At 29.9% G+C, this 25,724-nt stretch carries 29 protein-coding genes and 2 pseudogenes; 5 read left to right on the forward strand and 26 right to left on the reverse strand.

Annotated elements, in window-relative coordinates:
* A pseudogene (locus FC55_RS08620) lies at nt 1-322 on the reverse strand (SEC10/PgrA surface exclusion domain-containing protein); the annotation flags it as partial.
* A gap of 274 nt (nt 323-596) precedes the next feature.
* Here FC55_RS08620 and FC55_RS08625 point away from each other — a divergent pair.
* A complete protein-coding gene (locus FC55_RS08625) occupies nt 597-968 on the forward strand; it encodes a helix-turn-helix transcriptional regulator (RefSeq protein WP_003699142.1) in 372 nt (123 codons plus the stop codon).
* 143 nt (nt 969-1,111) lie between these two features.
* Here FC55_RS08625 and FC55_RS08630 read toward each other — a convergent pair whose 3' ends face one another.
* From FC55_RS08630 to FC55_RS08720, 19 genes are all read right to left on the reverse strand, one after another.
* The gene (locus FC55_RS08630; RefSeq protein ID WP_003699143.1) at nt 1,112-3,373 is read right to left on the reverse strand and encodes an N-6 DNA methylase; all 2,262 of its coding nucleotides are present in this window, start codon (nt 3,371-3,373) and stop codon (nt 1,112-1,114) included.
* Nucleotides 3,374-3,617: 244 nt separating this feature from the next.
* A complete protein-coding gene (locus tag FC55_RS08635) occupies nt 3,618-4,349 on the reverse strand; it encodes a Fic family protein (RefSeq protein WP_003699144.1) in 732 nt (243 codons plus the stop codon).
* A 296-nt stretch (nt 4,350-4,645) separates the two neighbouring features.
* Nucleotides 4,646-5,317, reverse strand: coding sequence for a hypothetical protein (locus tag FC55_RS08640; RefSeq protein ID WP_003699145.1), 672 nt, complete (start codon nt 5,315-5,317; stop codon nt 4,646-4,648).
* Between the two features lies 1 nt (nt 5,318).
* A complete protein-coding gene (locus FC55_RS08645) occupies nt 5,319-5,822 on the reverse strand; it encodes a hypothetical protein (protein WP_003699146.1) in 504 nt (167 codons plus the stop codon).
* A gap of 122 nt (nt 5,823-5,944) precedes the next feature.
* A complete protein-coding gene (gene mobP2 / locus FC55_RS08650; protein WP_003699147.1) occupies nt 5,945-7,978 on the reverse strand; it encodes a MobP2 family relaxase in 2,034 nt (677 codons plus the stop codon).
* A gap of 15 nt (nt 7,979-7,993) precedes the next feature.
* On the reverse strand, nt 7,994-8,416 hold the full coding sequence (locus FC55_RS08655; protein ID WP_003699148.1) for a hypothetical protein: 423 nt from the start codon (nt 8,414-8,416) through the stop codon (nt 7,994-7,996).
* Complete coding sequence (locus FC55_RS08660) at nt 8,413-8,895, reverse strand: hypothetical protein (protein WP_003699149.1); 483 nt, start codon at nt 8,893-8,895, stop codon at nt 8,413-8,415. The genes FC55_RS08655 and FC55_RS08660 overlap by 4 nt, the downstream gene beginning before the upstream one ends.
* A 12-nt stretch (nt 8,896-8,907) precedes the next feature.
* Complete coding sequence (locus FC55_RS08665; protein WP_003699152.1) at nt 8,908-9,264, reverse strand: hypothetical protein; 357 nt, start codon at nt 9,262-9,264, stop codon at nt 8,908-8,910.
* A gap of 461 nt (nt 9,265-9,725) precedes the next feature.
* On the reverse strand, nt 9,726-9,995 hold the full coding sequence (locus tag FC55_RS08670) for a BRCT domain-containing protein (protein WP_035149439.1): 270 nt from the start codon (nt 9,993-9,995) through the stop codon (nt 9,726-9,728).
* Nucleotides 9,992-10,306, reverse strand: a complete 315-nt coding sequence (locus FC55_RS08675) for a glutaredoxin family protein (RefSeq protein ID WP_003699155.1) — start codon at nt 10,304-10,306, stop codon at nt 9,992-9,994. The genes FC55_RS08670 and FC55_RS08675 overlap by 4 nt, the downstream gene beginning before the upstream one ends.
* A gap of 602 nt (nt 10,307-10,908) precedes the next feature.
* The gene (locus FC55_RS08680; protein WP_003699156.1) at nt 10,909-11,124 is read right to left on the reverse strand and encodes a hypothetical protein; all 216 of its coding nucleotides are present in this window, start codon (nt 11,122-11,124) and stop codon (nt 10,909-10,911) included.
* On the reverse strand, nt 11,117-11,317 hold the full coding sequence (locus FC55_RS08685) for a hypothetical protein (RefSeq protein ID WP_035149260.1): 201 nt from the start codon (nt 11,315-11,317) through the stop codon (nt 11,117-11,119). The genes FC55_RS08680 and FC55_RS08685 overlap by 8 nt, the downstream gene beginning before the upstream one ends.
* Before the next feature lie 39 nt (nt 11,318-11,356).
* Nucleotides 11,357-12,358 carry a hypothetical protein gene (locus FC55_RS08690; protein WP_003699158.1) on the reverse strand — a complete coding sequence of 334 codons (1,002 nt, stop codon included), beginning with the start codon at nt 12,356-12,358 and terminating at the stop codon, nt 11,357-11,359.
* Nucleotides 12,355-12,849: a thioredoxin domain-containing protein gene (locus tag FC55_RS08695; RefSeq protein WP_003699161.1), complete on the reverse strand. Its 495-nt coding sequence runs from the start codon at nt 12,847-12,849 to the stop codon at nt 12,355-12,357. Before FC55_RS08695 ends, FC55_RS08690 begins: the two co-directional genes overlap by 4 nt.
* A gap of 12 nt (nt 12,850-12,861) precedes the next feature.
* Nucleotides 12,862-13,077 (reverse strand): hypothetical protein, encoded by a 216-nt coding sequence (locus FC55_RS08700; protein WP_003702394.1) that lies wholly within the window; start codon nt 13,075-13,077, stop codon nt 12,862-12,864.
* Nucleotides 13,028-13,435 (reverse strand): hypothetical protein, encoded by a 408-nt coding sequence (locus FC55_RS08705; RefSeq protein ID WP_003699163.1) that lies wholly within the window; start codon nt 13,433-13,435, stop codon nt 13,028-13,030. The genes FC55_RS08700 and FC55_RS08705 overlap by 50 nt, the downstream gene beginning before the upstream one ends.
* Nucleotides 13,436-13,447: 12 nt before the next feature.
* Nucleotides 13,448-14,563: a hypothetical protein gene (locus tag FC55_RS08710; protein WP_003699164.1), complete on the reverse strand. Its 1,116-nt coding sequence runs from the start codon at nt 14,561-14,563 to the stop codon at nt 13,448-13,450.
* Nucleotides 14,564-14,575: 12 nt separating this feature from the next.
* Nucleotides 14,576-15,607, reverse strand: coding sequence for a replication initiator protein A (locus FC55_RS08715; protein WP_003699165.1), 1,032 nt, complete (start codon nt 15,605-15,607; stop codon nt 14,576-14,578).
* Between the two features lie 460 nt (nt 15,608-16,067).
* Nucleotides 16,068-16,205: a ribbon-helix-helix domain-containing protein gene (locus FC55_RS08720; protein WP_003699166.1), complete on the reverse strand. Its 138-nt coding sequence runs from the start codon at nt 16,203-16,205 to the stop codon at nt 16,068-16,070.
* Nucleotides 16,206-16,310: 105 nt separating this feature from the next.
* On the opposite strand from FC55_RS08720, the gene FC55_RS08725 reads away from it, so the two are divergent.
* Nucleotides 16,311-16,463, forward strand: coding sequence for an Arc family DNA-binding protein (locus tag FC55_RS08725; RefSeq protein WP_003699167.1), 153 nt, complete (start codon nt 16,311-16,313; stop codon nt 16,461-16,463).
* 661 nt (nt 16,464-17,124) lie between these two features.
* Here FC55_RS08725 and FC55_RS08730 read toward each other — a convergent pair.
* A complete protein-coding gene (locus tag FC55_RS08730) occupies nt 17,125-17,358 on the reverse strand; it encodes a helix-turn-helix domain-containing protein (protein ID WP_003699169.1) in 234 nt (77 codons plus the stop codon).
* A 167-nt stretch (nt 17,359-17,525) separates the two neighbouring features.
* Here FC55_RS08730 and FC55_RS08735 point away from each other — a divergent pair, with 167 nt between their 5' ends.
* Nucleotides 17,526-18,077 carry a helix-turn-helix domain-containing protein gene (locus FC55_RS08735; RefSeq protein ID WP_003699170.1) on the forward strand — a complete coding sequence of 184 codons (552 nt, stop codon included), beginning with the start codon at nt 17,526-17,528 and terminating at the stop codon, nt 18,075-18,077.
* 32 nt (nt 18,078-18,109) lie between these two features.
* Here FC55_RS08735 and FC55_RS09950 read toward each other — a convergent pair whose 3' ends face one another.
* Complete coding sequence (locus FC55_RS09950) at nt 18,110-18,274, reverse strand: hypothetical protein (protein WP_003699171.1); 165 nt, start codon at nt 18,272-18,274, stop codon at nt 18,110-18,112.
* A gap of 189 nt (nt 18,275-18,463) precedes the next feature.
* Between FC55_RS09950 and FC55_RS08740 the strand changes: the two genes are divergently transcribed.
* On the forward strand, nt 18,464-19,018 hold the full coding sequence (locus tag FC55_RS08740; protein ID WP_003699172.1) for a helix-turn-helix domain-containing protein: 555 nt from the start codon (nt 18,464-18,466) through the stop codon (nt 19,016-19,018).
* 18 nt (nt 19,019-19,036) lie between these two features.
* Nucleotides 19,037-19,180 (forward strand): hypothetical protein, encoded by a 144-nt coding sequence (locus FC55_RS10160; protein WP_003699173.1) that lies wholly within the window; start codon nt 19,037-19,039, stop codon nt 19,178-19,180.
* Between the two features lie 759 nt (nt 19,181-19,939).
* Here FC55_RS10160 and FC55_RS08750 read toward each other — a convergent pair.
* The 4 genes and pseudogenes from FC55_RS08750 to FC55_RS08765 all read right to left on the reverse strand — a co-directional run bounded on the left by FC55_RS08750 (nt 19,940) and on the right by FC55_RS08765 (nt 25,590).
* A complete protein-coding gene (locus FC55_RS08750) occupies nt 19,940-23,185 on the reverse strand; it encodes an Eco57I restriction-modification methylase domain-containing protein (protein ID WP_035149268.1) in 3,246 nt (1,081 codons plus the stop codon).
* Between the two features lie 69 nt (nt 23,186-23,254).
* Entirely contained in the window at nt 23,255-23,662 is a 408-nt protein-coding gene (locus tag FC55_RS08755; protein ID WP_003699176.1) for a hypothetical protein, read from the reverse strand.
* A pseudogene (locus tag FC55_RS08760) lies at nt 23,655-24,557 on the reverse strand (IS1595 family transposase); the annotation flags it as partial. The pseudogene FC55_RS08760 and the gene FC55_RS08755, both read right to left, overlap by 8 nt.
* 262 nt (nt 24,558-24,819) lie before the next feature.
* The gene (locus FC55_RS08765; protein WP_003699180.1) at nt 24,820-25,590 is read right to left on the reverse strand and encodes a Fic family protein; all 771 of its coding nucleotides are present in this window, start codon (nt 25,588-25,590) and stop codon (nt 24,820-24,822) included.
* Nucleotides 25,591-25,724: the final 134 nt, after the last annotated feature.

Genomic DNA, 25,724 nt, shown 5'->3' on the forward strand with positions numbered 1-25,724 from the left:
TACTTTGAGCATCAGCAACTTTATTTGTTTGTTCGTCTACTGCTTTTTGTGCTGTTGTTTCATTTGCTTTAGCTTGTTGTAAACTATCGCTTGCATTTTGTGTATCCGCTTTAGCTTTATCTAAATTATTTTGAGCTGTGTTTACATTATTTTGAGCAATAGTTTTAGCATCACTTTTTTGAGTAGCTACTTCATTAGTAGAAGTGGCATTATCCCCTGTTGGAACTGTGTCCGCCTTTGCACTTGCAGGATTCTGTGTTGTTAGAACACCTGCTGCCATTAATCCAGTTGCAATTGTTGTAGTTAAAACTTTCTTTTTCATAAGAGATTTCCTCCTTTTAATAAAACCCTTATCAAAACAAACATAAAACATACTTTAAAAATTTCTTAACTTTACAAGCTTAGTGTACAACTGTTTTTATCTTTTGTCAACTGTTATTATGTTGACTTTTTCAACATTTTTTATTTTTTCTTTAACGTGTTAGGAGAATTTTACTTTTAACTAGTATGTTGACTTTTAGCACAAAATTTGATTTTTTTGTAACAAGTTAGTAGAATTAAAATAAAGCTTGATATATAAAGGAGTTGAAAGAAAGATGGAATTAACTAAAACTGATAAAGTGCTAAAAGACAACATTATCTCTCTCCGAAAAAAGTACAAAGTCAACCAAATTACATTAGCACATGAGCTTGGAGTTGGTCGTGATGCTATCATAAAGTTGGAAAATGGCACACGTAGACTATCAATTAATGAGCTAATAAAGCTCTCCGACTTCTTTAAAGTACCTATCACCGATTTGATTGGTGTTTCAAAAATTACTGAACAACGTAAATACGCTACTCCAATAGAAACAGATTTAGCTAGAATGATCATGCTAGCAACAACCTATCATGATATCCCCATTTCAAGTAAAGACAGGGAAAGATTCTGGGGATATTTAGATGGATATTTTGCAAACAAATATTAGTCCTATGAATCAAAAGAGGAACTTAATCTAAATTGACTAAGTTCCTTTTCATATATTTAATTAAATCCAGTTATCAACGCTAGTTCTAATTATAGTTACACAATTGTAAGGGTAAATAATACCTCACATATGTGAAATGTTATTTAAATCAGATCGTTAATTTTAGCGTTTAAGTTTTGTTCAGCTAGCTTTAATTCTTCCTTTAAAGAATCATATTTTGAAATGTATTTTCTAACAAATTTGTCTTGTTCTTCAATATCAAAGTACTCAATGTAATAATCACCTAATGACTTCTCAGAGATAGTTAATTTAGAAGTTCCATCAGCTAAATCAGCGATAATTTGCTCTCTAATTGCAGAAAAATACCAATTATAAAACTTCAAATTAATTTCATATTTTTTTCTAGGTTTTAAAACATTACACAAATTGCTTGCTACAAAATTTCCATCAATATATTGACTCTTCCCCAATGAACCGCTAGCTTTTGTAGCATATACCAAAGCTGGCCCTATTTGGTCATAATAATCACTTTTTTTCCATTCGCTTGAGGCCGTAACGAAATTATATTGTCCATCAGGGTTAGCATTGGTTGAAGCTAGAGTTCCTTTCTCTATGGTAAAAAGATCCTTAATCTTAATCATATTATGCCCATTTTCATTAACTTCAAATCCTGCACAATTAACTTCTCCATCTTTAAAGATTCTTTTTTTCTTACTTATTCTGTCTATTTCTTTAGAATTTTTAACGGCTGAAAGAATTTGATTCTCATAATCGTTCCATTTATTGTATTTGTCAATACGCCCTTTATGTTGTACTGAAATTAATCCGTCTTCTTTTAAGTTATAAAATAGCACCTCATCATCTTTTTCATGTGGAGTTTTTGTAAATCCAAAAATGGAGGTATTGACGGTACGGCCTTGTTCAGAAAAGATTTGAAGTGGCATCTTTATAACATAATCTAGCCTAGCACTTTTTAATAATTTTTTTGTTAAACTTGTACTTTCTTTGCCAATTTGATTTTTTGTCAATGTTGGGCTAGGCATAATAATGATTAATTTACCGTTAGGCTCTAAATAGTCAATTGCTTGTTGAGCAAATTTAATAGGTTTATTTTTCTCATATGGAGGATTAATAATACACTTCGTTGGTTTTTGTTTTTTGATCCATTTATATAAGTCTGCATCTTTTTGATTAATAAATTTTTGCTTTTTATTCGTTTTTAAAAGACTATCTCGATATAGCATATTTGAACGACCATCACCATGTAAAAACATATTTGAACATGATAATGCAAAAAGTGTAGAGTCTAACTCAAAGCCAATTAGCTTATGCTCTCTGATTTTTTCTAATTCATTTTCATCGTCTTTAGCTAGGTTGTTAAGTTTCTCCATTGCTTCCATAAGAAAGCCACCAGTTCCCGTGCAAGTATCTAAAACAACATCATCTAAATTTAATCTCGCTAATTTTACCATTAAACTTTTGATATGATCTGGTGTTAAAATTATGTTTTTATTATCAATTTTTCCTGATCTGGATAAAAATATTTTATATGCTCTGCCTAATACATCTTGCTTTTCTTCATTTTGAAATGGAATGTATATTTTTTGATGTATTTCACTTAAAATATCTTTATATTCGCTTAAATTTAATTCTAAATTTTTAATGAAGGAAAATTGATCTATCCAACTAAACTTCTTTGATAAATTATTAACCCTACTCTTTAACTGAATATTAATTGCTTTTAGAAGTTCGTCACTCATGTACATTGATTCTGGAACAGCTTGTTCAATTTTTGCAATTTCTTCTGTACTTGGTTTTTCAATTGACTTATAAATTGAACGAAAGTTTGTATTTGTCAAAGCAATAAGCATTCCTGAAAAAAGCAGACTTCTTTCTGTATCTTTAACATTATTTTCATGAAATTTTTCGTTTATTTTCTTTAATATCTTTGATAATTCTTCATTCGAAATATTTTCACCACGAAGATGCTTATTAAGAATTTTACTTAGATTATCTATTGAAACAAACTTATCAGATACACGGAATTTATTTATCTCTTTTTTTGAGGAAGTAACATAAAAATATGTTAATTTAACTTGACTTAATTCTTGTCCTGAAATAGCTATTCCAACTATATTTTTGTCAATTGAATTATTTAGCATATACCATTTTATTTCTTCTTCTGCTGAGGAATGTTTTAGAGCCTTAGCTTCAACAACAATAGAAAAATCAGCGGTATCTAAAAAGAAATCTGGATATCCTTTATATTTTGTTCCTTGCTTTGATTTAAAACCATATCTCTTAGGAATGGCTGATTTCTCTATAAATGTCTTAGCACCGTAAAAATCTCTAAAAAGATTTTCTGTATTTGTTTCAGAAACTTCATAATCATTGTAAATATCCATCGTTTATGCCACCACCTTTCGTGATGACACAAAAAATAGTCTACTACCTAAAAAAGATAGTAAACTATGCAAAAAAAGCTTGACAAATAAAACTTGACTATTTACATAATTAGGTTGTGTTGTGTTGTGTTGTGTTGTGTTGTGTTGTGTTGTGTTGTGTTGTGTTGTGTTGTGTATCATACTTTTCTTCCTTTCAATTATAAGTGAGTAATTAACATTAAGATTAAAATTAAAATCTTATCCTTTATCTTTCTTTAGATTTACGCTTAGTTAAATTCACAAAATTTTCTCTATCTTGGGAAATATTTCTATAACTATCTATTCCCTGAATTCCAACTTTATAAGTCCATTCTTTAATTTTACTCATATCATTGTCGTAGTAATAGTCAGAAATTAACTTATTCCATTCGTCCCAGTAGTCTAAAGGAATATTAATCAATCCAGCTCCATTATCAATCATGTATTTATTGGCAATTAATGTTGCAGTTCTTTTGTTTCCGTCCCAAAAGATTTGATTTCTCATTAAATGATATATTAACTCAATTGATTTTTCCGTAGCAGATTTATCCTTATTTTCTAGTAATTCCTGCAAGTACTTTTCTTCTGCCTGTTCGTCAACATCAAGTGGTACAGAGTCTCCTCTTAATGTTGCAACAAAGCCACTACCATTTCTGAGTTCTCCTGGAGCCAAAGAATCCATTTTAGCAACTACACTATTGATATTTTTCATTACTCTTAATGACACTGGCCTATCTTCATTAATTATGTATTGCCATGCTCTTTTTAATTGGACAATTACATTAATATCATCAATAGGCACACCATCAACTCCTAAACCATCAATGATTGTTTGCGTCTGAGGTAGTGTAGTGTTCACCCCTTCAAATCTTGAGTTAGTAAATACTAGTCTCGTTAGATTCATCTTAGCAAACCTTCTATTTTGATCTTGAGTAAAGCTATACTTATCTTCGAACATTGTTTTCACCTGCCTAGTTAAAAAATTATCATTATCTGAAATTGTGTTCGGTATATTGGCTGATAAGCAAAAACTCAGCTACATTCAGAGGTCCTTTCTCCTAATTTCAGATCCTTTTGATGAATCAAAATCAATAGTAACAATATCTCCTTGTTTGATTTTAATCACTAAGTTCAGCTCCTCTTAACTGAACATCTTTAACTAAATTATCTGTGTCTGCATCAAAATACTCATTAACAAATAAAATAGAATAAAATAGAAAACACCTCACACATTGAGTATGAGATGCTATAAATTTATGCTATCGCATTATACATTTTTTGGAAATTATCTACTCTATTTTCCTTTACATCTTTAGCAAAAACCAAGTTAGCTAATACAGATAATGACTTATTATTAACTTTTTTCAAACTTTCTAACTCTAATTTAGCCCTACTTGAACTCATGTTTAGCGCTTTTCTAATTTCTTCATACAGAGCTAGTTCTGTTAATTTTCCATCTTTATATTTTCTTATATTTTTATATAGAAGCAACATTTGGGGATTAGAATATAATCTAGTATTTATATATATTTGACTTGTAAAATTAAATATCTTTTCTTCATTTAAATAATCCCTTACATCTTCATAACTCATAAATTCATAAGTTTTATCACTTATTACTTCTGTTAATGATTTTTTGAAGGCTTTCACCTTTTCAATGTCATCTATTTCTAAATCAGCAGCTAGTTCCTTATCTTTAGTTTGAACTATCTCTGCTGCTATATTTTTTAAAGAAGTATTCAATAATTTATGGTACTCTTCTATAAATTCATTTCGATTTTTTTTAGATAAAGACAATTTTACTGAATTGACAATAATATCTTTAGCTAGGCTTAAATCCATCACAAAGGCGTAAATAACTAAATAAAATAATGTAGATATAAGTATCATAGTTACTATAAAGAAGATAATAGTCATACCAACCATATTAATTCACGTCCTTTTCTGGTTTCAGTAGGCCCCATGTAATTTTATCTATAATACCCGTAATAAATATGCTTACACAACCTACAAGAAAAATTAATCCCTTAATTGTTATTACTAACTCAATAATTGTATTAAAATGAACACTCATCAAAAAATAAATAAATACAATTATAAATGTTATGGATATATAGTTTAAATAGATAATTATTGTTGCTAAAACTTTTAAACCCTTGTGTTCTTCATTCTTCATTACTTTTCTATACACCTGTAATCTTCCAAAAATTTTCAATTCATTAATAATGACAAATACCATAACTGAAGGTACTTTCCAAGCATTATTATCAGAAATTACAAATGAAGCAACCGTAGAATACGCACTAAAGACAAATGATACTATATCTAACCACAATTCATTCCGACTAGCAATTCCTTTATCTTTAATAACTTCATTCCAGCTATTTTTTCTAAATTTTTTATATCTAAATTTTGTCTTTTTTGAAGCCATTTTTCTCCTAAATTGTATTATTTACTTTCAACATTAAGTATACATTGAGAATTTACCTTATTCAAGAATTACTTACCACCCCCTTTTTAATTTTAATACACTAGCTAGCACACTTTATCCTACTATCTATCCATCGAACGTCCTGTTTCAGTTTCAATTTCATCAATTCTATCTTGTTTTTCAAAGTCATCTTCTTTATCTAGATTTCTTCTCAACGCATTAATTCTTTCCTGACCTTCTTTTTTTACACTTGTTAAGGCAGAAGATAGTTTGCTAAGTAATCTAGGAGAAATACTATTCTTAGACTTTCTTTCTGTATTTTCTTTTTTGGCCAAAGATTTAGTCTTATTTTTCTGTCTACTTACATTCTTACTATTACTTGCTTGATTTAATCTTATCTGTGTTTGATTTAAATCTATTTTTGAATTTATGTTTTTTAAATCCTCATAGTCTTTTTTTAATTGTTTAAACAATTTGCCGTTTTTCTGATTTCTCAAACTAACATTGTTCCCATACTTCTTATTATTATCTTTTATTGCTAATTTAGCTTGCATAATCCTTTTTTGAAGATCCACATACTCAGACAAATTAACATTCTCTAGTCCTTGATTTTTTAAATAGATCTGTACATTCGGATCCTTTGCATTTTTAACTACCTTTAGCCACTCATCTAGATATTGATTTTTTTGAGCAACTATCTCTTCATTTATTTTCTTTACACTTATTTGGCTAACATCAACGTGCTTATTTACCAGTTTTTGATATTCTGTTTTATTATCATTGTCTCTTTTATTTCTTGGAATTAGTTGTAATACACCTAAGCGATACTTTTCTTGAAGGTCATTAATTAAATAGTCTTGAACGTTATTCTCCAAACCTTTTTCTTTTAATTCAGATATTTGATCCAAATAATTTTTATTCTTGTTTTCTTTTATCAAAACACCTACATAATATTTTCTAATTCCAATTTCTTTCTTTAATTTTTTAGCCTTAATATCCGATTTTGTATTCTTTAACTGTTTAGATAGTACTTCTATTAATTCATTATTTCCTTCAATTCCTAACCATTTAACACGTTCACTAAAATTATTTTTAGTAGAAACAGCATCTACTTCTCTAAGTTCGTCAAATACTCTATTCATTAGATAATCATGCAAATCCTTTTGCTTTTTAGGAATAGGATCTGGAATATTCTGGCCATACTTTTCTCTATTATCAGAATCCTTTTGCTTGATTGCTGAGAGATATTTTTCATAATCTTGATTTAAATCTGTTTTTAAAAGATTATCAACTAACTTACCTGTTAGTAACTTTGCTTCTCTAAAATCATAACTATTATTACTAGCTCTCCAGCGTCTTTTATCTTTATACTTAGGTAATGCATACCAAATTTGTTCTAGCATTTTTTGTTGCTGCTGTTGTTGTAAATTTTCTTTCAACTGATCAACAACATCTTTTTTTAGTTCATCTATTTTCTTTTCTAAGTTGATATCTTGTTTTCGACTAACCTTATCCTCAACTTCTCTGTGAACTATACTTTTAATTTTCTTCAATGACTTTGCTTGAAATGTTCCTTTAGGTTCTCCAAATTTTAATGGTCTAGTATTTTTAGTTTGAGAAATGCCTATATGAACATGGACGTGATTTGTATTCAAATGAATGTCTGCCCACCAAAATGTTTCTGGAACATTTAGCTCTTCTTGTTTTAGCATCTCAGGGATTGCTTTTTGAACTGCTCTTTTGATTGCTCGTTGATTTACTACTCCAGTTTCAGGATCGTATAGCTTTGCCCTCTCTAAAAAATCTGGATTAAATGATACAACACCTTGCCACAACATGGATTTATTTTTTTGTGCTTCTCTAATTTTATCAGCTAGTTCGTGATGTTGTTTTTTTGTTAAATTTAAAGAATCTTGCGTAAAGGTTGGGTATACATTTGTTAGACCATCTTCTAATTTTGTTGCAGCTTTTCTATCTGTATAACCTAAGTATCCTGCTAAATTCTCATCACTGTCATGTTGAATATTAGACTCTCCAGTTTCTAAATTAAAATCGTTTAAAAGATCAACAGCTTCTTCACGCTCACTATAATCTAAATATTGAACATTTGCTGCTACAAATTGTTGAGTATAAATTATATCTGGTGTTTCTGTCATTTGTATTTTCCCTCATCAAATCTCGTTAGCTTTTAATTGATTTCCAAAAATATCGGTTGATAGTTTGAAATCTTTACTAATGGTTTCGTTATATTTTAATTCTGGGAAATCATGTCGTAATGTGCTTGCAGGGATTTTTAAAATATCAGCAACTTGTGCATAAGTCAAACCAAATTGACGATAGAAAGTGACGTATAATCTAATTTCATCTTTCTTCTCTGCAGTTCGCCAACTTCTAGAATTCATGCCTAAAACATTTCTGAGCTTTGCTAATAATTGTCTCTCCAATAAAATTTTTTCAACAGGAATTTTATAATCGCCATCATCTAAATAAATGTTAGGTCTGCTTTCTTCTCCAACATGAACAAACCATTCAGGATCTAAATTTTCTAGTGCATGTAATAAACTATAAAACTCTGAACTATTTCTAACTCTCATTCTTTTATCCTCCTTCCAGCTTGCTTTGCATTTTTAACCGCTCTGATTTTATCTTCTTCGACCATATCTTTTAATTTGTTGTAAATCTCATGCTCCACTGTACCCTGCTTGTACATTGATTGAATATTTCTCCAATCATTCATATCAAGTCGTTGCAGAGATTGGTTAGTTGATATTAATAGATACAATATCGCACTTAACTTATCAAAGTTAGCCTGAATTAATCTTTCATTTTTACTGATTGGTTTTCTAGTATTCAAATCTGTTAATTGTTTTTTTAATGCATCGTAGTTTTTTCCTTTTTTAAAATTACTAATCAAAAAGTTAGCATAGTCGCCTAGCATTAGATTAATCAATGCGCTTCTATTTTCAGGGGCATGCAGAAATCTTTCTGGTTTATCTTTAATCATCAACTCTAAAACATTAAGTTGTGTTTCTACCTGTTCGTTCATTCTAAATCCTGTAAATTTTTTACCCATGATAAAATCTCCTTACAAATTTTCACTATCATTTAACTTATCTAAAATATCATCGTATCCTAAAATATTATTATTATCTTCAATCAAGATATCTAGTTTCTGCTGATTCTCTTTACTCAATTGATTATTTTCTACTAAAACTTCCAAAGCATCTTTTAAAATATGAGTATTGTTATTCTCATGTTCAATTAATCGAGTTAAAACATTTATTACTTCAGGATTACTACTACTCCACCTTTTTTTGTTAAAATATTCCGAAATTATTCTATTAACTACTGCTGTTATTCCTTCATTATATTTTTTTGATTCCATCTCAAGTTCTTTATACAAATCAATATCAAATCTTATATGAGCATCTTTATACTTCATGGTGTTCACCTCCACAATCTCACAATAAAATTTTATTTTTTACAAGAAAAGTTTCGCCATTATTTTCGCCTTTTCAAAATCAAAGGCGACTTCTTTTATTTCTTTTTTTGAAAAACGAAACGAAAGAAGCAAAACTACAAAATCATTTAGCTAAGTTGTAAAACGAAGCTTTGCTTTTCTGTACAACTAAGCTAAAGAGCATAAGTGAGAATGGTCATCCGTAGGCGGATGAGCCGACAGTGTCGGCATTCTCTCAATGACCAAATTTTCTCGCTTGTTACACAGCTATTTAACACTTGTTTTACAACTAATTTACACTTTGTTTTACGCTTATTTTACGTAAAACATTTGTTAAACAATTTTAAAATGCTATAAAAAATAACCATCACATTTGTGACGGCCTAATTTTTTAATCTCTCTTTGTTGAGAAATTCATTTATCGTTTATCTTTATCTATTAGATTATTTCAACATGCTTAGAAACTTTTCTTCTGAAATTATTTTTATTTCTCCGCCATTCATATTAATTTTTTCTGCAGCTATTTGTTTCTTGCTTTTACGTTCCTCTTCAAACATATCTAACTGTCTAGGAGCAATTACTAAATAATCTGTTTCTTTTGAAACGTAATTTTTAACAATGCCTCCAGCAGCATTTATTTTTTCTATTGCATCTTTTCTCAACATACTTTGAAGAGAACCTGTAAATACTACACACTTATTTTTAAATGTCATTTTATTTTTGAACACCATTCAGAAATTTTATCTGGCCGAAATCCTACCCATGAATCTAAAACTTTATTATTATCATCAACAATTTTTATAAATGGCAAACTTTTTATGTGATATTTTTGTTTGAGCTTTTCAATTTTCTCAATCGACCAGTTACGCTTCTTTTCATCTGAACTCTCAACATCAATCGAATTATCTTCATGACAATCACCATAGTAATTATCGACATATGGAAAATTTAAAGCTGTCATCTTTCTTCTAGTCATTTTGCATTGAACACATTTTGGCTTTGTATACAACACTGCATGAATCATATCAATCACTTCCCTTAGTAGATTATTGATTATGTTAATGTCCTACCTTACCCTCAAAGTAAGCGACCACTCAAATCTTGTGGATGTAGGACTAGCTGCAAGGTATAGACAAAAAATAATATTATATGCAATGAAGGTAGCCCACGTCCCTTCATATTATTTTTTCTTGCAACCTGTAGTAGTATTTAAAAGAAAGTGTGAAGGGTGAATTATTATCACCCAAAATCTTCTAGGCAAAATATAAAAGCTCGATCTTATATCTCGCCTACACCCTATCTTGTTCTCAAAAGCAAGTGACCACTCAGATCTTGTGGATATAGGGCTAACTACAACAACTAAACTTAAAGGAGATTCTGTTGTGCTGTTTTTATGACGTGACTTTAAAAGTGTTTGATCTTTGTGTTTATTGATGCAAAGAACAGCTTAACTTTGCAATACCTTGCTACGTTCTCAAAGCGTAAGACCAACTCAAAATATCGTGGATACAAGGCCTGCTTGTTAGTATTTTTTAAATCTTAATCATAGCAAAGTACTTACCAACCACAGTTATAACTTTACTCAATTCTTCTAAATTGTTTGTACTTTAACGCTTTAACAAATTTTTATAGCTTTTCCCATAGATCAGCAGGAATTTCAGTTCCATCATCTTCAAATTCTTCCTCAAATAACTCTTTTTCTAATGACATATTTTCTGTTTGTAAATCAGCAATTACTTGTCTATATGATCTAATTAGCCTTTTCAATTTATAATTTTCTTCAGCTAATTGTTTATTTTCTTCTATCACTTTTTTGTTCATAAAAAGATATAGTCTATCCATAAAATTTCTCTTCTTTCTTTACAGTTTCAATGGCCATCTCAACAGATGTTAAGTCGTCAATCAATTCAATAAAAGCATCTTCATAACTAATTTCGCCTTCAACACAGCTAATAGCTAGAGATTGTCCTTTTAATGCTACAGATTCAAAAGCTTTCTTGTACACATTTGGTACTATTTTTGATTTATTTGCCATTCCTATGCTCCTCATTTAGACTATTTTTACACTCCGATATCATCTTAAACTATCTGCACTAACTGGCTTTTTGAACTTATATTTTCCTGATTCCACATCCATAATTTGTTTGCGGTAAAGATCTATTTGATCATTCAACGTATTAATCAACTTTCTAGACTGTTTGATAGAACTTTCCTGAAATTTAATATCCGCTTTAGCAGATGCTATTTGATTATCTGTATCAGATTGATCCACTTGATACTGTCTATCTTTTTCTGCAGCTTGAATTGCGTTTTTATCAGCTACAATTTGTTTTTGGAATGATTCAATATTTTCATATTGCTTATCAATTCTCTTATTCAAGATCTTAATTGATTGAGTCAAAGATTGAACTGCATAATCTTTTTGTGATAATTTGACTAGCTTATTATCAATAAATTTATTGTCTTCATTGATAACAAAATTTACTCCATCTTTTGTAACAGGATCATTCTTTGTGCTTTCAGAAGAAGAACTAGAACTACTATCTGTTACATCTAATGCAGCTTCAGTATCCATTGTGGAATTATCTACACTAGGTTGATGATTAATTGCCTTTATTTGAATTGCTTTATATCCTTTTGAAAGATTTGATAAAAGTAAAATATATTGGCTATTTGCTAATGGTAAAACTTGGTATTTAGTATCTTGTCCTTCTAAAGTTACTGCTTTAAAGCTTACATATTTAGGATCAATTGGGTGACTGCCATCTGATTTAACTATAAATTTAATTACCATAAATTTCTGATTAGCATTATATTTTCTAGAATCCATCGAAATTGTTGCGTTGTTATTTTTACCAAAAGATAAACCTGTTCCAATTGGTGTATCTTGAAATCTACTTTTTGATGGTACAAATCTTGTACCAATTAGTAATCCAATCATTGATGTGACTAACACACCAAAGATAATTAATTTACGTTGACGTGCATGATCCATATACCATTCATGATGTTTTTTTAGAAATTCTTGCCATTTACTCCTAAATGATCTGAACTTTTGGATTATCTCATCAATCATTGACTATCTCCTCCTTGCTTCAAAACAAGGTTGGTATATAAACTCTTTATTTGCTCCTTATCTGTTCCTGCGTATTGGAATACATCAAATCCATTTGCACTTCCAATTGCTTGTGGTTGACCATTTTTAAAGATCATAAATGTTGGAGTTTTTGTTATATGATATTGATTAACCAAGTCTTTATCATCAGGTGTATTCACCTCAACAAAAGCTACTCCATAATCTTGCCTGGTAGGATTACCATAGCTTTTAAATCTTGCAAGTTTAACTGTTCCAATAACTCTTTTACAGTCTGGACAAGTTTTTGAATAAAACATAACTATCGTTGGAATATTAGAATTTATAGCTTCTGTTCTCTCACTTGTCGGGGTTCTTTTTAAAGAATTTAGTTGCAATAGTCCAATAAGTCCAAATATTAGCACTAATATTCCCATTACAATTACGGTTACTATTTTTCTATTTCTGTATTTTTTCTTTTCTTCTTCACTCATGATCACAATCCCCTATCCCACTTGTATGTTATAAATTACTAATAGTAAAATCAGAATAAATGTAGTAATACCAAATACTTTGTAGAAAACTATCACTTTTCTTTTTCTCCTATTGTGTTCACTACGGCTTTCTTCTACTTCTTCAAACCAAGTACCATGAATTGTTGCATCTAAAATCTCAGATTTTTGTTTGGCTTCCTCTATTAACTTCCACTTTTCTTTCATCATTGCCATCGTCCTCCGAAGAATGTAGTTGAATTAAAGTTTCAATTCCTTGATTAATAACTTCGAATGGTAATTCAAGTAAATAATCTGTCAGAACTAAAGGTGTATGTTCTTTTGTAGGAATAATATTTAGAATATTTCCTAAAACTAAAGCATTTTGCTTTAAGGAATTAGGTCTGATATTCTTATTGGCCAAAATTGCTACATGTACATACCCTTCCATGTCAGGTGCCATTACCAACAGAGTCTTTTCACTCAAGTTAGTCTTACTTATCAATGTCTCAAATTTACTCGGCACTTTCCAGAACCGCTGAATCACATCACACCCTGTCTGCATCAGAAAGTAACCACTGACAATCATATTTCAATCCCCCTATATCTCTGAATACTCTCCTTCTATCGTTCTTCTTGTCTCCTGAATTTCATTTAAACAGTCAATTAAATCACTGACTTGTACAACGATTTCGCCAAAATCCAAGCTTTCTAAGTCCTTTGCTGTTAAAGCTTTAATCTCATCTTTTCGTAATTTTTTTCCAACTTCTACCAAAGACCTTTTTATCTCTGCAACTATCACTGTTGCTTTTTTAAAGTCTTCCAAATTTTGTTTAACTTGATCGCTTTGTAATAGTTTTTCTAACTCCAATTTCTCCTGTTTAACCTTTTTAAGCTCAACTTCTAAATGACTTAAATCCTTATCAGATTCACTTTGACTTTGCTCTAACTTTTCTCGCAAAGATTTTTCTTTCTCTTCAGATTTTTCTAAATCTTGAATTAACTTTTTATTTAAGCGCTTTATTTCACCATAATCAGCAGGTGGAACTTGGATTTGTTCTACAGGTTGGTTCTGTAGTTTATAATTTTCTGTTTGTAATTTATGAATTTTCTGCTGACTCTCAATCAATTTTGATTGAGTTTTTGCATTTTCTTCTTGGACTGCGATATTTTTTATTTGAAGTTCACGATTTGCAGCTTCCAGTTCTTTTTGTTTGGCTTGTGATACATCTAATGCATCTTTAGCGTTATAGAAGTCTTGCAGAACTTTCTTGTATTGCTCAGTTTCTGTCACTTTCTCAGACAATAATTTTTCAACTTGATTTTGATGATCAGGATCCCTATCTTTGACAATGCTATACTGCATCATCTTCGGCAAGGAGTTGAACGTTTCAACCATGCTCTGGCCATCTAGTTCAGTGTTATTTTGCAATTTATCAACATACTCGGTAAAATTAATCAACTGATATGCTCTACTCTTGGCAAATCCCCACGATTTGAGCCAATCTGTGAACGAGAATATATCTTTTCGCCCTTGATTTCTAAACTTCTCTTGAGCATCCTTTAAAACTTTCCCCACATCGTAAGCAAAGCCTTCAGTTATTCTGTGCATTCTTTTGTCCAAAGACAAATAATCTTTTCTTTCTTCAGAATCCAATTTTTCATATTTCTCAATATTTACAGTCGGAGTGTATGCATATACATCCTTTTTTTCCATAAAATCCACCTCCTAAAATGCTAAGGCCTGCGTTATCTGATATCTTTCATCATCAGAAAATTCAAAATTATCAAGTAAATATTTCTTGGTCGAATTTGCTAGACCATTTCTTAAGTAAACGTAGGACAAACGCTCTTCAGAATGGATTTTAGTATCAGATTTATACATAATCTCAGCTAGTTTCAATAACGATTTTTCTAACCCATCAGCAAGGAAAATATTACTCTCAAAGCGTGTAGCTTCTTGAAATTCTTGGCGATATAGCCAATTAGGGTTGTTCAATAATCGACTCATTACTTGACTTTTAGCTTTAAAAATAGTGTCAGCATAGAATTTTATTTTTTCGTAAGAATTCTGAGCCAACATTTTAATTTTTGCGAAAACAGGAGTAGATATTTGATTCTTAATTCTATTTCCAATGGATTCAACAGATAGATCTCTTAGATAAGAGTTAGTTTGAGGTTGAGTTGAATTATTATTAGGAATATATCCCGTACCTGAATCATATGTAATATCTTTTGTTTTTAAATTTCTCTTACTTAATAGAATTTTTTTCTCTTTGTTGTTAGAAATTTTTTCCGTTATTACGGAATTATTTTCCATTGTGTTTGTATCACTAATTACCTCACTAGGATATTCTTCCTTGTCAGTAGCAAAGTAAGGCATTACTAAATCTTCTTTATCAAGATCTGTTGGAGTTACTTCCACATCCTTTACATATATTCTGTGTCCGTTATTCTTAGTATCTTGAACTTCAATTAGTCCAAATTCTAATAACTCTCTTTTATAGTTCGTGATACTACGTGTAGAGACATGCAAAATTTTAGCTAGATCTTCATTAGAAAAATATATAAATAACCCCTTTTCTGCATCGTAATAAGTGTAATCTTCTTCCAGATAGTGGTAGAAGGAAATCCTAAATCTAGAGGTATACAAAGAATAAACTAACTTAGCAGTATTACTCAAAGTATGGTATTTAGGATTATTAAATAAATCTACGTCTATAAAGAGAAAATTTTGTGGAACTTTGTTTTCTTTTCGCATATTTGACACTTCCTTTTTTTACATTAACGTTTAACGGCTAAGAAGGAATCGAACCTTCTGAAGCATCCAGGATCATGCTTAGCCACAACAACTAAATTAAATAAAAAATAGATAAATAATAGGCTTCGGTAAAGCCTATGAGAATGCTGAGATTGAACTCTAGCCCTAAAGACACATTCTCCTAATAGCTACCTCGATGCGATTAATAACAGTTAGTAATAGTTTGAGTAAGCAATAATTTATTTCATGAGGTAGCCTATGGGGGTTAGTTTTTACAACTCATCAAATAGAGTTGTAATTCCTGTCGGAAGAATCGAACTTCCACGCTTAAGCGTTGCCATAACAGGAACTAATTAGTATGTTTTGTTTGGATTGATATTGATATGTTTTTTATTTTTGCAGCCATGTCAAAGCTGCTATTAGAGTTAAGGGACTCGAACCCTTACTTAGCACCTGCACTCTACTTGTTTTTTTGTTTTTCTATATGTTCTCTTAGTGCTTTTCTGATAACCTCAGTTTTAGTAATTCCGTCTTTTTCAGCTAGCTTTGTTAAACTATCATCAAGTTCCGTAGATAATCTTAAAGTAAATTCAGCCATTTCAGACACCTACTTGACACCTATTATTATATGTTGGTGTCTATTAGGTGTCAATAAGAAAAATGACACCTTTTTAGTGTATAATGACATCAAGGAGGTTGAATCATGTCTGATAATATTAAAAGATTTACTTTGCGTATGCCTGAAGAATTGTTTGATGAATTAAAAGAAGTAGCTGATAACAATTTTCGTCCAGTTTCTAAGGAAATTCTTGTAGCAATTCGTGAGTACCTTGACAGACATAGTTCTGAAGGATAAGAATTATTAAATCTCTTGTTGAGATATCTAATTTTTTAGCTTCCTTTTTAATTTCACTATGTATGTTATCTGATAAACGAAGTGTCATTCTTTTTCTCATCTTACTCACCAACTTTTATTAATATATAATTTATGATCTTTAAGAATTGCACGGTATAATACTTTTTATGCATATCTTCAGGAGAAATTATTGTAATTTAGTGAAATAGCCCACCTTTATACCAAACTAAGAATTGTAAACTAGATTACTTTTTTAACAATTCTTAAGTTGTAATTAAAGTTAAGGGACTCGAATCCCTTCATGTAATTTAACTAGTCATCATATTTAAAAAGATATTCTAGGAAAAGAACTTTCGATTATTATTCAGAACTGCTAACAAAATCAGATCTTTAATATTTATTGAGGTTATTTCACTAATTTCTTTTAACGCTTCATCTACCTCCAAAGGTAGTCGGAGCGTTATTTGTTTTACGTCCCTCTTACTCATTTAAACCACCGCCTTATTTAGTTATTTTTTAATTGATTATATTTTTTCACAGTATGCCAAAGCTGCTACTAGATATTGATACTTTTTGTTTATTTTTTATTGATTACATCAATATTTTTCTATCCTATTTATTTTTATGTTTTTCAAATAAAAATAAACAATAATTTGTTATTTTATTCGACTTTCTTTACAACATTAGTAAAAAAATAAAATCTGATATATTTATCTTTTATGTTTAAAATAGCACATATCTTCTTTATTTCATTTTGCTTGAATCCTGTAATACTATGCAACTTTTTATTCAACGAAACTCTACTAATCCCTATTTCATCAGCTAAATCTTGCTGAGATAAACGAAATTCCTTCATTCTTAATTTGAGCAAAGAATAGTCATATACAGCCTCCATATATACCACCTCTTCCAAAAATTTTATTTTATTCGTAAAGCTTTCTTTATGAGTAGAGTAAATCTAAATTTACTATTTATCAACTTTTTCTACGAATTTCTTTCTTATTTTATGATAAAATAGTACACAGTAAGTATTACATCTGTAGATGGGGAGGTGAAATATCAGTGAACGTTTTTCAAAAAAGATTAAAAGAAGCTATTGAAAATATGGGAATTACTCAAGCCGAACTAGCTAGACGCTCAGGTATTAGTCGTGCTTCTATAACCGACTATTTAAAGGGAAAATACGAAGCAAAGCAAGACAAGATTTATCCATTAGCTCGTGCGTTGAATGTCAGCGAAGCTTGGCTCATGGGTTATTCTGATGATGCCTCTAATTCTGTAGATAAATCATTCACTTTTACTCTCACTTTTAATTTACCTGCAGATCTAACTGATGAACTACATAGACTTTCTGGTGAATTAGGAGTGTCTACATCAGCATTAATAAAAGTATCAATATTCAAGTATTTAGATGTCCCTAGGTTAGATAATCTATCCATCATTCAAAAAAACCAAACTGATAATAAAAATATCACTTTGGTTGTAAATAATTGGATTTACTCTATATTGAAACGACAATCAACTAAATATGGTCTATCTATAGATGAATTAATGTATTACGCTTCTGTAAATGCTGTTAAGTATTACACGTCTGTATTAAAAGATCTAAAATAAAATATATTAATAGTGGAGTGATTTTTATATAATTACTTCACTTTTTTATTTTTATGAACTTCTTCCATTTCTCCTCCAAGGTTTAAAATTGCGAATGTCACCACCTCTTCTTTGCTCATCAGAGACCTTCTGCTGATTTTTTCTAAAATTTCAACTACCTGCTTTGATAAAGTTATAGTTAATTTTTCTTTATCCATTTTGCAATTTCTCCTTCCGTTCAAATTTTTATAGTGTTTTTTAATTTTCCTCCTTTCTATAAATCAAAATATATTTTTTAATTTATCCTTACAATTTTCGCCATTAACAAGAACTTCAATGGCAATTATTGCAAAAATTAAAAGCTGTGATATTTTTGTTTAAAAATATTTTTTATAAAGGATGATATTATGGATACGAATAAAATTTACAGAATAACTGTTAGAATGCCTAAAGAACTAAGAGAAAATTTAACCTATGCCGCAAATAAATTGAACGTTACATCTAACACCTTTATGAAAATTTCTTTATACGCATATTTGAAGGTATCTTTCTTCAGTCTTACCGATGCAACACCTATTAATATTTCAGAAATTCCTAAAGAAAGAAATACTAGGATTAACCTAATTGTTGATGATGAGTTGCATACTATTTTGGAAATACATGCTCAAAAATACAACTTAACTATCAACGATCTAATACTTTATACAGTGCTTGTATCTTTAAATGCTTATAATGAATTCGTTAAAAACAATATTAATAATTTTCAAAACCGCTTAAAAATTGCTATTGAAAATAAAGGAATCTCTCAAGCTGAACTAGCTAGACGCTCAGGTATTAGTCGTGCTTCTATAACCGGCTATTTAAAGGGAAAATATAAAGCTAAACCATGCGCTATTTACTCGCTAGCACAAGCTTTAGATGTTGATGCTTTTTGGCTTTTAGGCTATCAAAATAATAATTAGAACTTTAGGAGAATAACTATGAATAGGGAAGAATTTTTACGTACAATAATAAAAGATAGATATGGTAGTCTTAGAGCGTTCGCAAAGAATATTGATATGCCATATACTACTTTAGTATCTATGTTAAAGAGAGGTATCAGGCTGGTATTGATAATTTTTTAAAGATATGTAAATACTTGAATATTCCACCTGAATCTCTTTATGGAAATGGTGCGACCTTCCTAGATAAAAGCAATATTACGTTAATTAGGAACATAAACTTACTTTCTGCAGAAAACAAGAAATTAGTTCTCGACTATATAGATTTTCTTAAAAATTCTGCACATATTGATTTAGAGATTAAAAGCTACTATAAACTCAATAGTTCAAATAAGAATAAAATCAGAGAATATTCAGATCTCTTGTATAACTCACAAAAAAATACAAATGATGTTATTTTTTAAACACCAAAGTAAGGATTAAAACATCATAAATAGTTAAAAAAATAAACGTAGTACAAATTTGTACTACGTTTAACTTTTTATTTAATTTTAAAAAATAAATCTAATATATATTCTAAAATAGTGATATAAATGAACAATTAAGAGTAAAAATCATAAAATGAAATAATAAGTTTAATAATGTTTAAAACCAGTTTTTAGAATACTCATACAAATAAAAAGTATAAATTTATAGTGTTTAAAAGCTTTATAAATGTTTTGTTACATTTTAAAACATTTTTATAAATAATAACCAAATTGAATATAGTTATTTTAAAAGTTATAAAACATATATTAAGTTTTATCGCATTTAATAACATTTAAAACCGTTTTATATTAGATATATTTATTACTAGCATTTAACACGATATTTATAATCAAATATAGAACAAAAAAATTAGGAAAATATATACCAGTTTACACAAAGAGCACACAAAAATACTTACCTTCCTTTTCCCATTTCATCTAACATGTCAAAATATAAAAATTCAATTTGTTTAGAAATCTCTTTTTTTTCGTTCTCATTATTGCTATTCAAAGCAAATGTAACTAATTTAACAATTTCTTTTTGAAATTTATTCTTTTTATATTTTGGTATCATCATATCAAAATTAATACTAAATGAACGATAAGAATAAGTCGTCTTAAAATACGTATTTACTATTGGCATATTCATAACCCCAGTTAAATATTTTGCTTCATCTTTAGTTAAGGGTATACCATTTTTATCGACACTAATAAAAGGTGCATGTTTTACAGGTATCATTCCATCTTTTGAGTTGTCTATAAACGATGCCACCATCTTAGTATTATCCCGAAATGCAACTGCATATTTAAAAGATGTATAACTTCCGACTTTGGAGAGAGCATAAAATTCACTACCTCTGGACATAGTTTTACTTCTTTCAGATTGCTTATCAATAAACTCTTTTTGTTCAAGGAGATAATTTAACATCGTAGGATATTTATCAGCCAAAGCTCCCATCGGAATTATATCTGCTTTTTCGTCGTATGGATAGAAACCATATTGAATGTTATCTCTATTTTTTATGGAAAATGCGCCTATTTGTTTACTTTGAAGCAATGGTCTTATAATATTTTTTTCAAATTTGAGTTTTTCAAAATGATTGGGTTTAATTTTTGTACCTTTTATATCAAGGTTTCGATAAGTTCCATCATCGTCTTTTTCAAAAACGTAAACTTCTCTAGGTGTTAATTCAACCCCTTGGCGTGGCTTATAATCATTTTGGCCATACAATAATTTCAACTTTTCAACATCATCCAATGTAGCATTATATATTCTACTAAACCTATTGCTAGAATCGGATAATTGCACCAATAAACCTTTTTCTTTTGAGAAGTATTTCTTTACATCTCTCCATGATTTATTTGAATTGATATCAAGAATATTCATTCCTTTAGGAAATTTTTTATTATACTTAACTAAAGTTGAACTATACGGATTTTTAACTATAAAATACGTTAAAAACTTCTCTTGTACTGGCTTAAATGGAGAACCTGAATTTGACCAATCATCTATTCTAGCTAAAAACATACTATTTTCTTTTGTACTTGGGAAATTTCTCCAACCTTCATATGAATCGGAATTTAAGAAAGTATCTGGCATCAAGAACGCTTGAACCCCTTCATTACTTAACCAATTATCTGCGGTTACATTCGATATAAGGGCTGCAAGATTTAAGTTAATTCCCCCACCTAGGCCCTTATTCTTTTTAGAAAATAGTTCTCTTTCACCAGCAACATTCTTAATCTTATTTGCATACATTGAGGGGAGATTTTCCCATTTAACCCATGGCGGATTACCAGCAATAATATCAATATTCTTTATCCGTGCCGGTAAAATAAAGTTTGTAATAACTTTAATCCATATTCCGTCCCAATTTTTTTTATGAAGCGAAACTAATTGATTACTGAATGATAATATTTCCTTTTCAAAATGATTAATATCTTCATCGCAAGCAAATTGCTTTTTTATTGCGTTAGAAAGTAAATCAACATGTTCTGCTTTTACTAACATTTGCCATTGTCTTACAGTTCTAACGAAATCAGGAGATTCCACAAAGCTCAATGGTAATGTTAAATTAATGTCTCCCTGACGTGTGGCAATACTATATGAGACAAAAGACTTATCGTTAAATTTAGTTATTAAGGGTAGACGGGCAGAGTCACCTAGATATATTGGAATCTCGATTTCCATATTATTATCATCAATAAATGGTCTAATTGCTAATAAAAAGCTAACTCTAGCTGTTAGAACAGATAACGGTGATAAATCTATACCGTGTACTCGAGAGAGTATTTGTTCTAAAATATACTTATTACTTCTTCCATCAAGAAGTAATCTTTCCACAATTTTTTCAATTGCCTTAAAAACAAAAGTGCCTGAACCTGATGTTGGGTCAAGAAAAGTCCATTGTTCATTATCAATCATTTCTAAACAGGTTGTAACAACATTATCAGCCAACCAATCTGGAGTAAAGACCTCCCCAAAAGCTTTTCGTACAGGTTGGGGCATTACATTCATATAAAGTTCTTTGAATAAATCTAGTGTTTCAAACTGATATGACAAAGATGCGTCTGAATAAGAGTTTATCTTAACAAGGATTGATTTAATTGATTGTGCAATTGATTCTGACCAAATAGAATCATCAAGATACCAAGAAAAGAAATCGCCTTCAATAAGATTGATTATATTGCTCGCATTAAAAGTGTAGCCATCTTCAACTTGAGAAAATAGTTTTTTTATATTATTAGGTGATTGTTCCAATAAATCAGAAAAATAAACTATATCACTGTTGAAACCAATTTTAGGAATAATTTTTAAGGCAAAGCATTTAACCAAAATGGCATATGCCGTTTGCAACGCAAAAAGTCCTTGGTACTCTTGTTCGTTATTTTCGATAGGGACACCTAAAACCTTAGAAAGAGAATCCCTACGCTCCATAATCGTATTACTTTTCCCATCATCATTAAAACTTAAGTGAAAGATGTCCATCCATTCGTCAAATAGCATTAGCACCTTTTCAGATTTCGTTTCATTATTTAAGCATCTAAACAACTCTTTTTGAAGATTACTAAGTTCACTAACTGAGTGACCCTCAAGAGAAAAATCGTCAATAATATTCCGAGAAACTAATTGCTTCTTGTTAGTGCCTAAAATTGATTTTATCAAAGTAATGAAAAAAACTCCGTCAATTTGACGTATCGCATCATACTTTAAATTGTCTTTTATAAAGTAGACACTGACATAAAAACTTCCGTCAGTAATAATTCCAAAATAGTTTTCGTTATTTTTCCGCAATTGTTTTAAGTAGTCTGATAACTGCGTTTGAGCTTTTCTTATATCTTTGTCTTTGCGTAACTTTTCTGGCTTTTTATACTCGATAACTAAATTTGTCGTAATAGCATCAATTCTTCCTTTGAAATTATGGATAGCAAGGTCTTGGGAAGTCACTTCTTTTTCTATATTTAATGTAATATCAAATTCTTTTTTAACAAAATAGTACAACTCTCTTTCAAATATAGAGGCAACTGTTGCTTCATTTGGTGCAGAGATTGTCTGCTTCATTACAGACGATGCTAAATTATTTAAAACTCCTACGTACTCTTGCGAGTTTAATTTATTAATTGCATCATTTACTTTTTTATCTTCTGGTTCTGTTAGCAATTGTGTCACCGTCTTTCAATTTTATATTTTTTTGATAGCCTCGTTTTTTTATTTCTCCTTTGCAATCCATTACTCTTCTTCCTTCCAATTATAATTTAAAGCAGTTACTAATTTTTTATCAAAAGACGACAGTTCTTTTGATTTCTTAGTATCACTGTCTAATTTTCCAATAACTACACCATATTTTTTGGTGTATAACTCATTAAATTGTTTCTTGGTGCTTGATACTTCTAGCAGGGTGTTGACCTCTAGTAGTTGTTTATCATCACCGCTCAGGTATGATTGTACCGATTTAATAATAAAGTCGTGTTTCCATCTAATTTCGCTTAAATCATTAGCGTTTAATCCCCATAAATCAAAAGTCCATTGTTGAAATTCAAAGTACATATCTTGATTATCAGGAGTAATAGTAGATTTTAAATTATCATCAGTCAAGAAAACACGCTTTAGTTCGTTAATGTATAGTTGCTTATCCATAAACTAACTCCTTGTATGTAGTCCTAACTGTCATGTTTGATAACAAGTAATTGAAACGGTAACTTTCTGATACTTCACGAGTGTTAAATCTAAACACAAATTCATCTAAGTACAGTTGTAAGTGCTTTTTAGACCAAAAATGATAAATACCCATAACACCACGTTTAATAGTTGCCCATAAACTTTCAACACGATTAGTAGTTACATCATTGTTAGCAAACTCTCCTAAGGCATGGTGTACAATTTGATGATTGTACATAGTACCAATATGATTATAACCGATATATTCATCAGTGTGTACATTAGCTTGTTGTGTAATATATGTTGTTACTAAATCAGTTAAAGTCTTGGTTTTAACATCTTCAACTTGAATAGCATTAGCTTTACCGTTACGTTCTACCATACCAACAACCGCAGTTTTATCTTTAACAGACCGTCCTTGACTGTTCTTTACCTTTTTATTAGCATGACGATTACTATTTTTACCGCCAATGTATGCTTCGTCAACTTCAACATCGCCGTCTAGATGATTATCGTTTTCGATATTGAAACATTTGCGAATACGCTGTAACATAAACCAAGCAGTCTTTTGTGTTACACCAATATCACGTCCTAATTGAGCAGATGAAATACCTTTTTTATGACTGGTAACAAGCCAAATAGCAATAAACCACTTTTGTAATTTAACCTTAGTGTTATCAAATAAAGTTCCTGTTTTAACGTTGAAATATTTACCTGTATTCTTGCAACGGTAACGATTTTTGGCACACTTATATACTTTAGAAGTAGGGTCAAAAGGGCTAGTAACTAAACCTGCCCAACGTAATTCTTCTAAATGATTAATGCATGCTTGCTCATCAGGAAATGCTTGTTGAAAGAAAAAACAACCGTCATATCAATAATTGTTTAACTTCTGTGTAAACTGGTATATATTTCCCAAAAATTATAGTTTTGTTTAGTTTTATAAATTAGCTACTTTCGATCAATATTAAAGTACTTTATTTAATAGATTTTATATCCGATTTATGCTAAAATCGAAGTCTAGGAAAATGAATAGTCCTTGTGGCTTTTAACTTATAATTAATTAGCACCGAAGAGAGTTACAAACGTTGATTGTATTTAGCGTTTGTAGCTCTTTTTTGAATGATCTAAAACAATTATCTATCTTTATGCTTACGAAACATTGACTTAATGACAGTAGTTTTTACATTATCTAACTCATTCAAATCATCAGAAATTGGCTTGTGCAATAATACTTCTCTTTGAGTTGGTAATGTACTTATCATCTTTTTAAATGCCTTATTCTCTTCTTCAGAATTAGCTGCAATGTAATATCTCATTAAATTGATAGTAAATTCCACTCTATCTAAATCATTAAAAGGTAATACCAAATAATTCTCTTTTTCCCATGTGTTAAGTGCAGCATTAGCAGCAATTAAAGCTGTTCGCTTATTTCCATCTTGAAAAGGTTGTCGCTTACTCAATTTAGCAAAAACTTTCCAAGCGTCTTCTTCCGTTTTCTCTGAGCTATTAAATTCATTAACGATATTTTCTAAGTCCATTCTGGATATTACTTCTGGTGGATAGTATGCTTGTTGAGTGTTTTGATCAACGATAATTGCTATTCTATCATCTTCGTTGTAATAAGCATTCCTTAAATGTCCTGGCATGTTTGGTTCTTCTTCTGAATCACTTTTAAATTCCTTGTTGATTGCTATTATTCCATCTACTGTAAAGCCAATTTTTTGAATTGCTTTAATTCCATTTAGTGCATCTGTATAGATTGCCACATCATCATTGTCTTGTCTTAAAGGTTTAGTTGAATTAGTATCTAGAGCTTTTTTTGTCTGCAAAACTGTACTTCCATAACTATTTAAACTACCTAATGATGTAATGAATTTTGCTAAAGCTGTATTATCTCTCGACATGCTATCCCTCCTCACTAAAATTTCTGTCTATACTACAATTTAAAATGAATAACTGTTTTTGTAAACTATTTTTATGTTATAATGTATATAAAAAGAGCCAGGAACTGCAATTCCTGACTCTAGTAGCGACCGCT

Source organism: Ligilactobacillus salivarius DSM 20555 = ATCC 11741 (assembly GCF_001435955.1).
GTDB classification, from domain to species: Bacteria; Bacillota; Bacilli; order Lactobacillales; family Lactobacillaceae; genus Ligilactobacillus; species Ligilactobacillus salivarius.

Coding starts and splice junctions, on each gene's coding strand:
- FC55_RS08665 (WP_003699152.1), bottom strand. CDS start 9,264: ATGAAGTATAAAGATGCTCATATAAGATTTGATATTGATTTGTATAAA.
- FC55_RS08645 (WP_003699146.1), bottom strand. CDS start 5,822: ATGGCTTCAAAAAAGACAAAATTTAGATATAAAAAATTTAGAAAAAAT.
- FC55_RS10160 (WP_003699173.1), top strand. CDS start 19,037: ATGAATAGGGAAGAATTTTTACGTACAATAATAAAAGATAGATATGGT.
- FC55_RS08710 (WP_003699164.1), bottom strand. CDS start 14,563: ATGGAAAAAAAGGATGTATATGCATACACTCCGACTGTAAATATTGAG.
- FC55_RS08705 (WP_003699163.1), bottom strand. CDS start 13,435: ATGATTGTCAGTGGTTACTTTCTGATGCAGACAGGGTGTGATGTGATT.
- FC55_RS08675 (WP_003699155.1), bottom strand. CDS start 10,306: ATGATTCATGCAGTGTTGTATACAAAGCCAAAATGTGTTCAATGCAAA.
- FC55_RS08715 (WP_003699165.1), bottom strand. CDS start 15,607: ATGCGAAAAGAAAACAAAGTTCCACAAAATTTTCTCTTTATAGACGTA.
- FC55_RS08635 (WP_003699144.1), bottom strand. CDS start 4,349: ATGTTCGAAGATAAGTATAGCTTTACTCAAGATCAAAATAGAAGGTTT.
- FC55_RS09950 (WP_003699171.1), bottom strand. CDS start 18,274: ATGGATAAAGAAAAATTAACTATAACTTTATCAAAGCAGGTAGTTGAA.
- FC55_RS08725 (WP_003699167.1), top strand. CDS start 16,311: ATGTCTGATAATATTAAAAGATTTACTTTGCGTATGCCTGAAGAATTG.
- FC55_RS08660 (WP_003699149.1), bottom strand. CDS start 8,895: ATGGGTAAAAAATTTACAGGATTTAGAATGAACGAACAGGTAGAAACA.
- mobP2 (WP_003699147.1), bottom strand. CDS start 7,978: ATGACAGAAACACCAGATATAATTTATACTCAACAATTTGTAGCAGCA.
- FC55_RS08740 (WP_003699172.1), top strand. CDS start 18,464: ATGGATACGAATAAAATTTACAGAATAACTGTTAGAATGCCTAAAGAA.
- FC55_RS08755 (WP_003699176.1), bottom strand. CDS start 23,662: ATGGATAAGCAACTATACATTAACGAACTAAAGCGTGTTTTCTTGACT.
- FC55_RS08765 (WP_003699180.1), bottom strand. CDS start 25,590: ATGTCGAGAGATAATACAGCTTTAGCAAAATTCATTACATCATTAGGT.
- FC55_RS08680 (WP_003699156.1), bottom strand. CDS start 11,124: ATGGATAGACTATATCTTTTTATGAACAAAAAAGTGATAGAAGAAAAT.
- FC55_RS08695 (WP_003699161.1), bottom strand. CDS start 12,849: ATGAGTGAAGAAGAAAAGAAAAAATACAGAAATAGAAAAATAGTAACC.
- FC55_RS08630 (WP_003699143.1), bottom strand. CDS start 3,373: ATGGATATTTACAATGATTATGAAGTTTCTGAAACAAATACAGAAAAT.
- FC55_RS08625 (WP_003699142.1), top strand. CDS start 597: ATGGAATTAACTAAAACTGATAAAGTGCTAAAAGACAACATTATCTCT.
- FC55_RS08720 (WP_003699166.1), bottom strand. CDS start 16,205: ATGGCTGAATTTACTTTAAGATTATCTACGGAACTTGATGATAGTTTA.
- FC55_RS08685 (WP_035149260.1), bottom strand. CDS start 11,317: ATGGCAAATAAATCAAAAATAGTACCAAATGTGTACAAGAAAGCTTTT.
- FC55_RS08655 (WP_003699148.1), bottom strand. CDS start 8,416: ATGAGAGTTAGAAATAGTTCAGAGTTTTATAGTTTATTACATGCACTA.
- FC55_RS08690 (WP_003699158.1), bottom strand. CDS start 12,358: ATGATTGATGAGATAATCCAAAAGTTCAGATCATTTAGGAGTAAATGG.
- FC55_RS08640 (WP_003699145.1), bottom strand. CDS start 5,317: ATGGTTGGTATGACTATTATCTTCTTTATAGTAACTATGATACTTATA.
- FC55_RS08700 (WP_003702394.1), bottom strand. CDS start 13,077: ATGATGAAAGAAAAGTGGAAGTTAATAGAGGAAGCCAAACAAAAATCT.
- FC55_RS08670 (WP_035149439.1), bottom strand. CDS start 9,995: ATGACATTTAAAAATAAGTGTGTAGTATTTACAGGTTCTCTTCAAAGT.
- FC55_RS08730 (WP_003699169.1), bottom strand. CDS start 17,358: ATGGAGGCTGTATATGACTATTCTTTGCTCAAATTAAGAATGAAGGAA.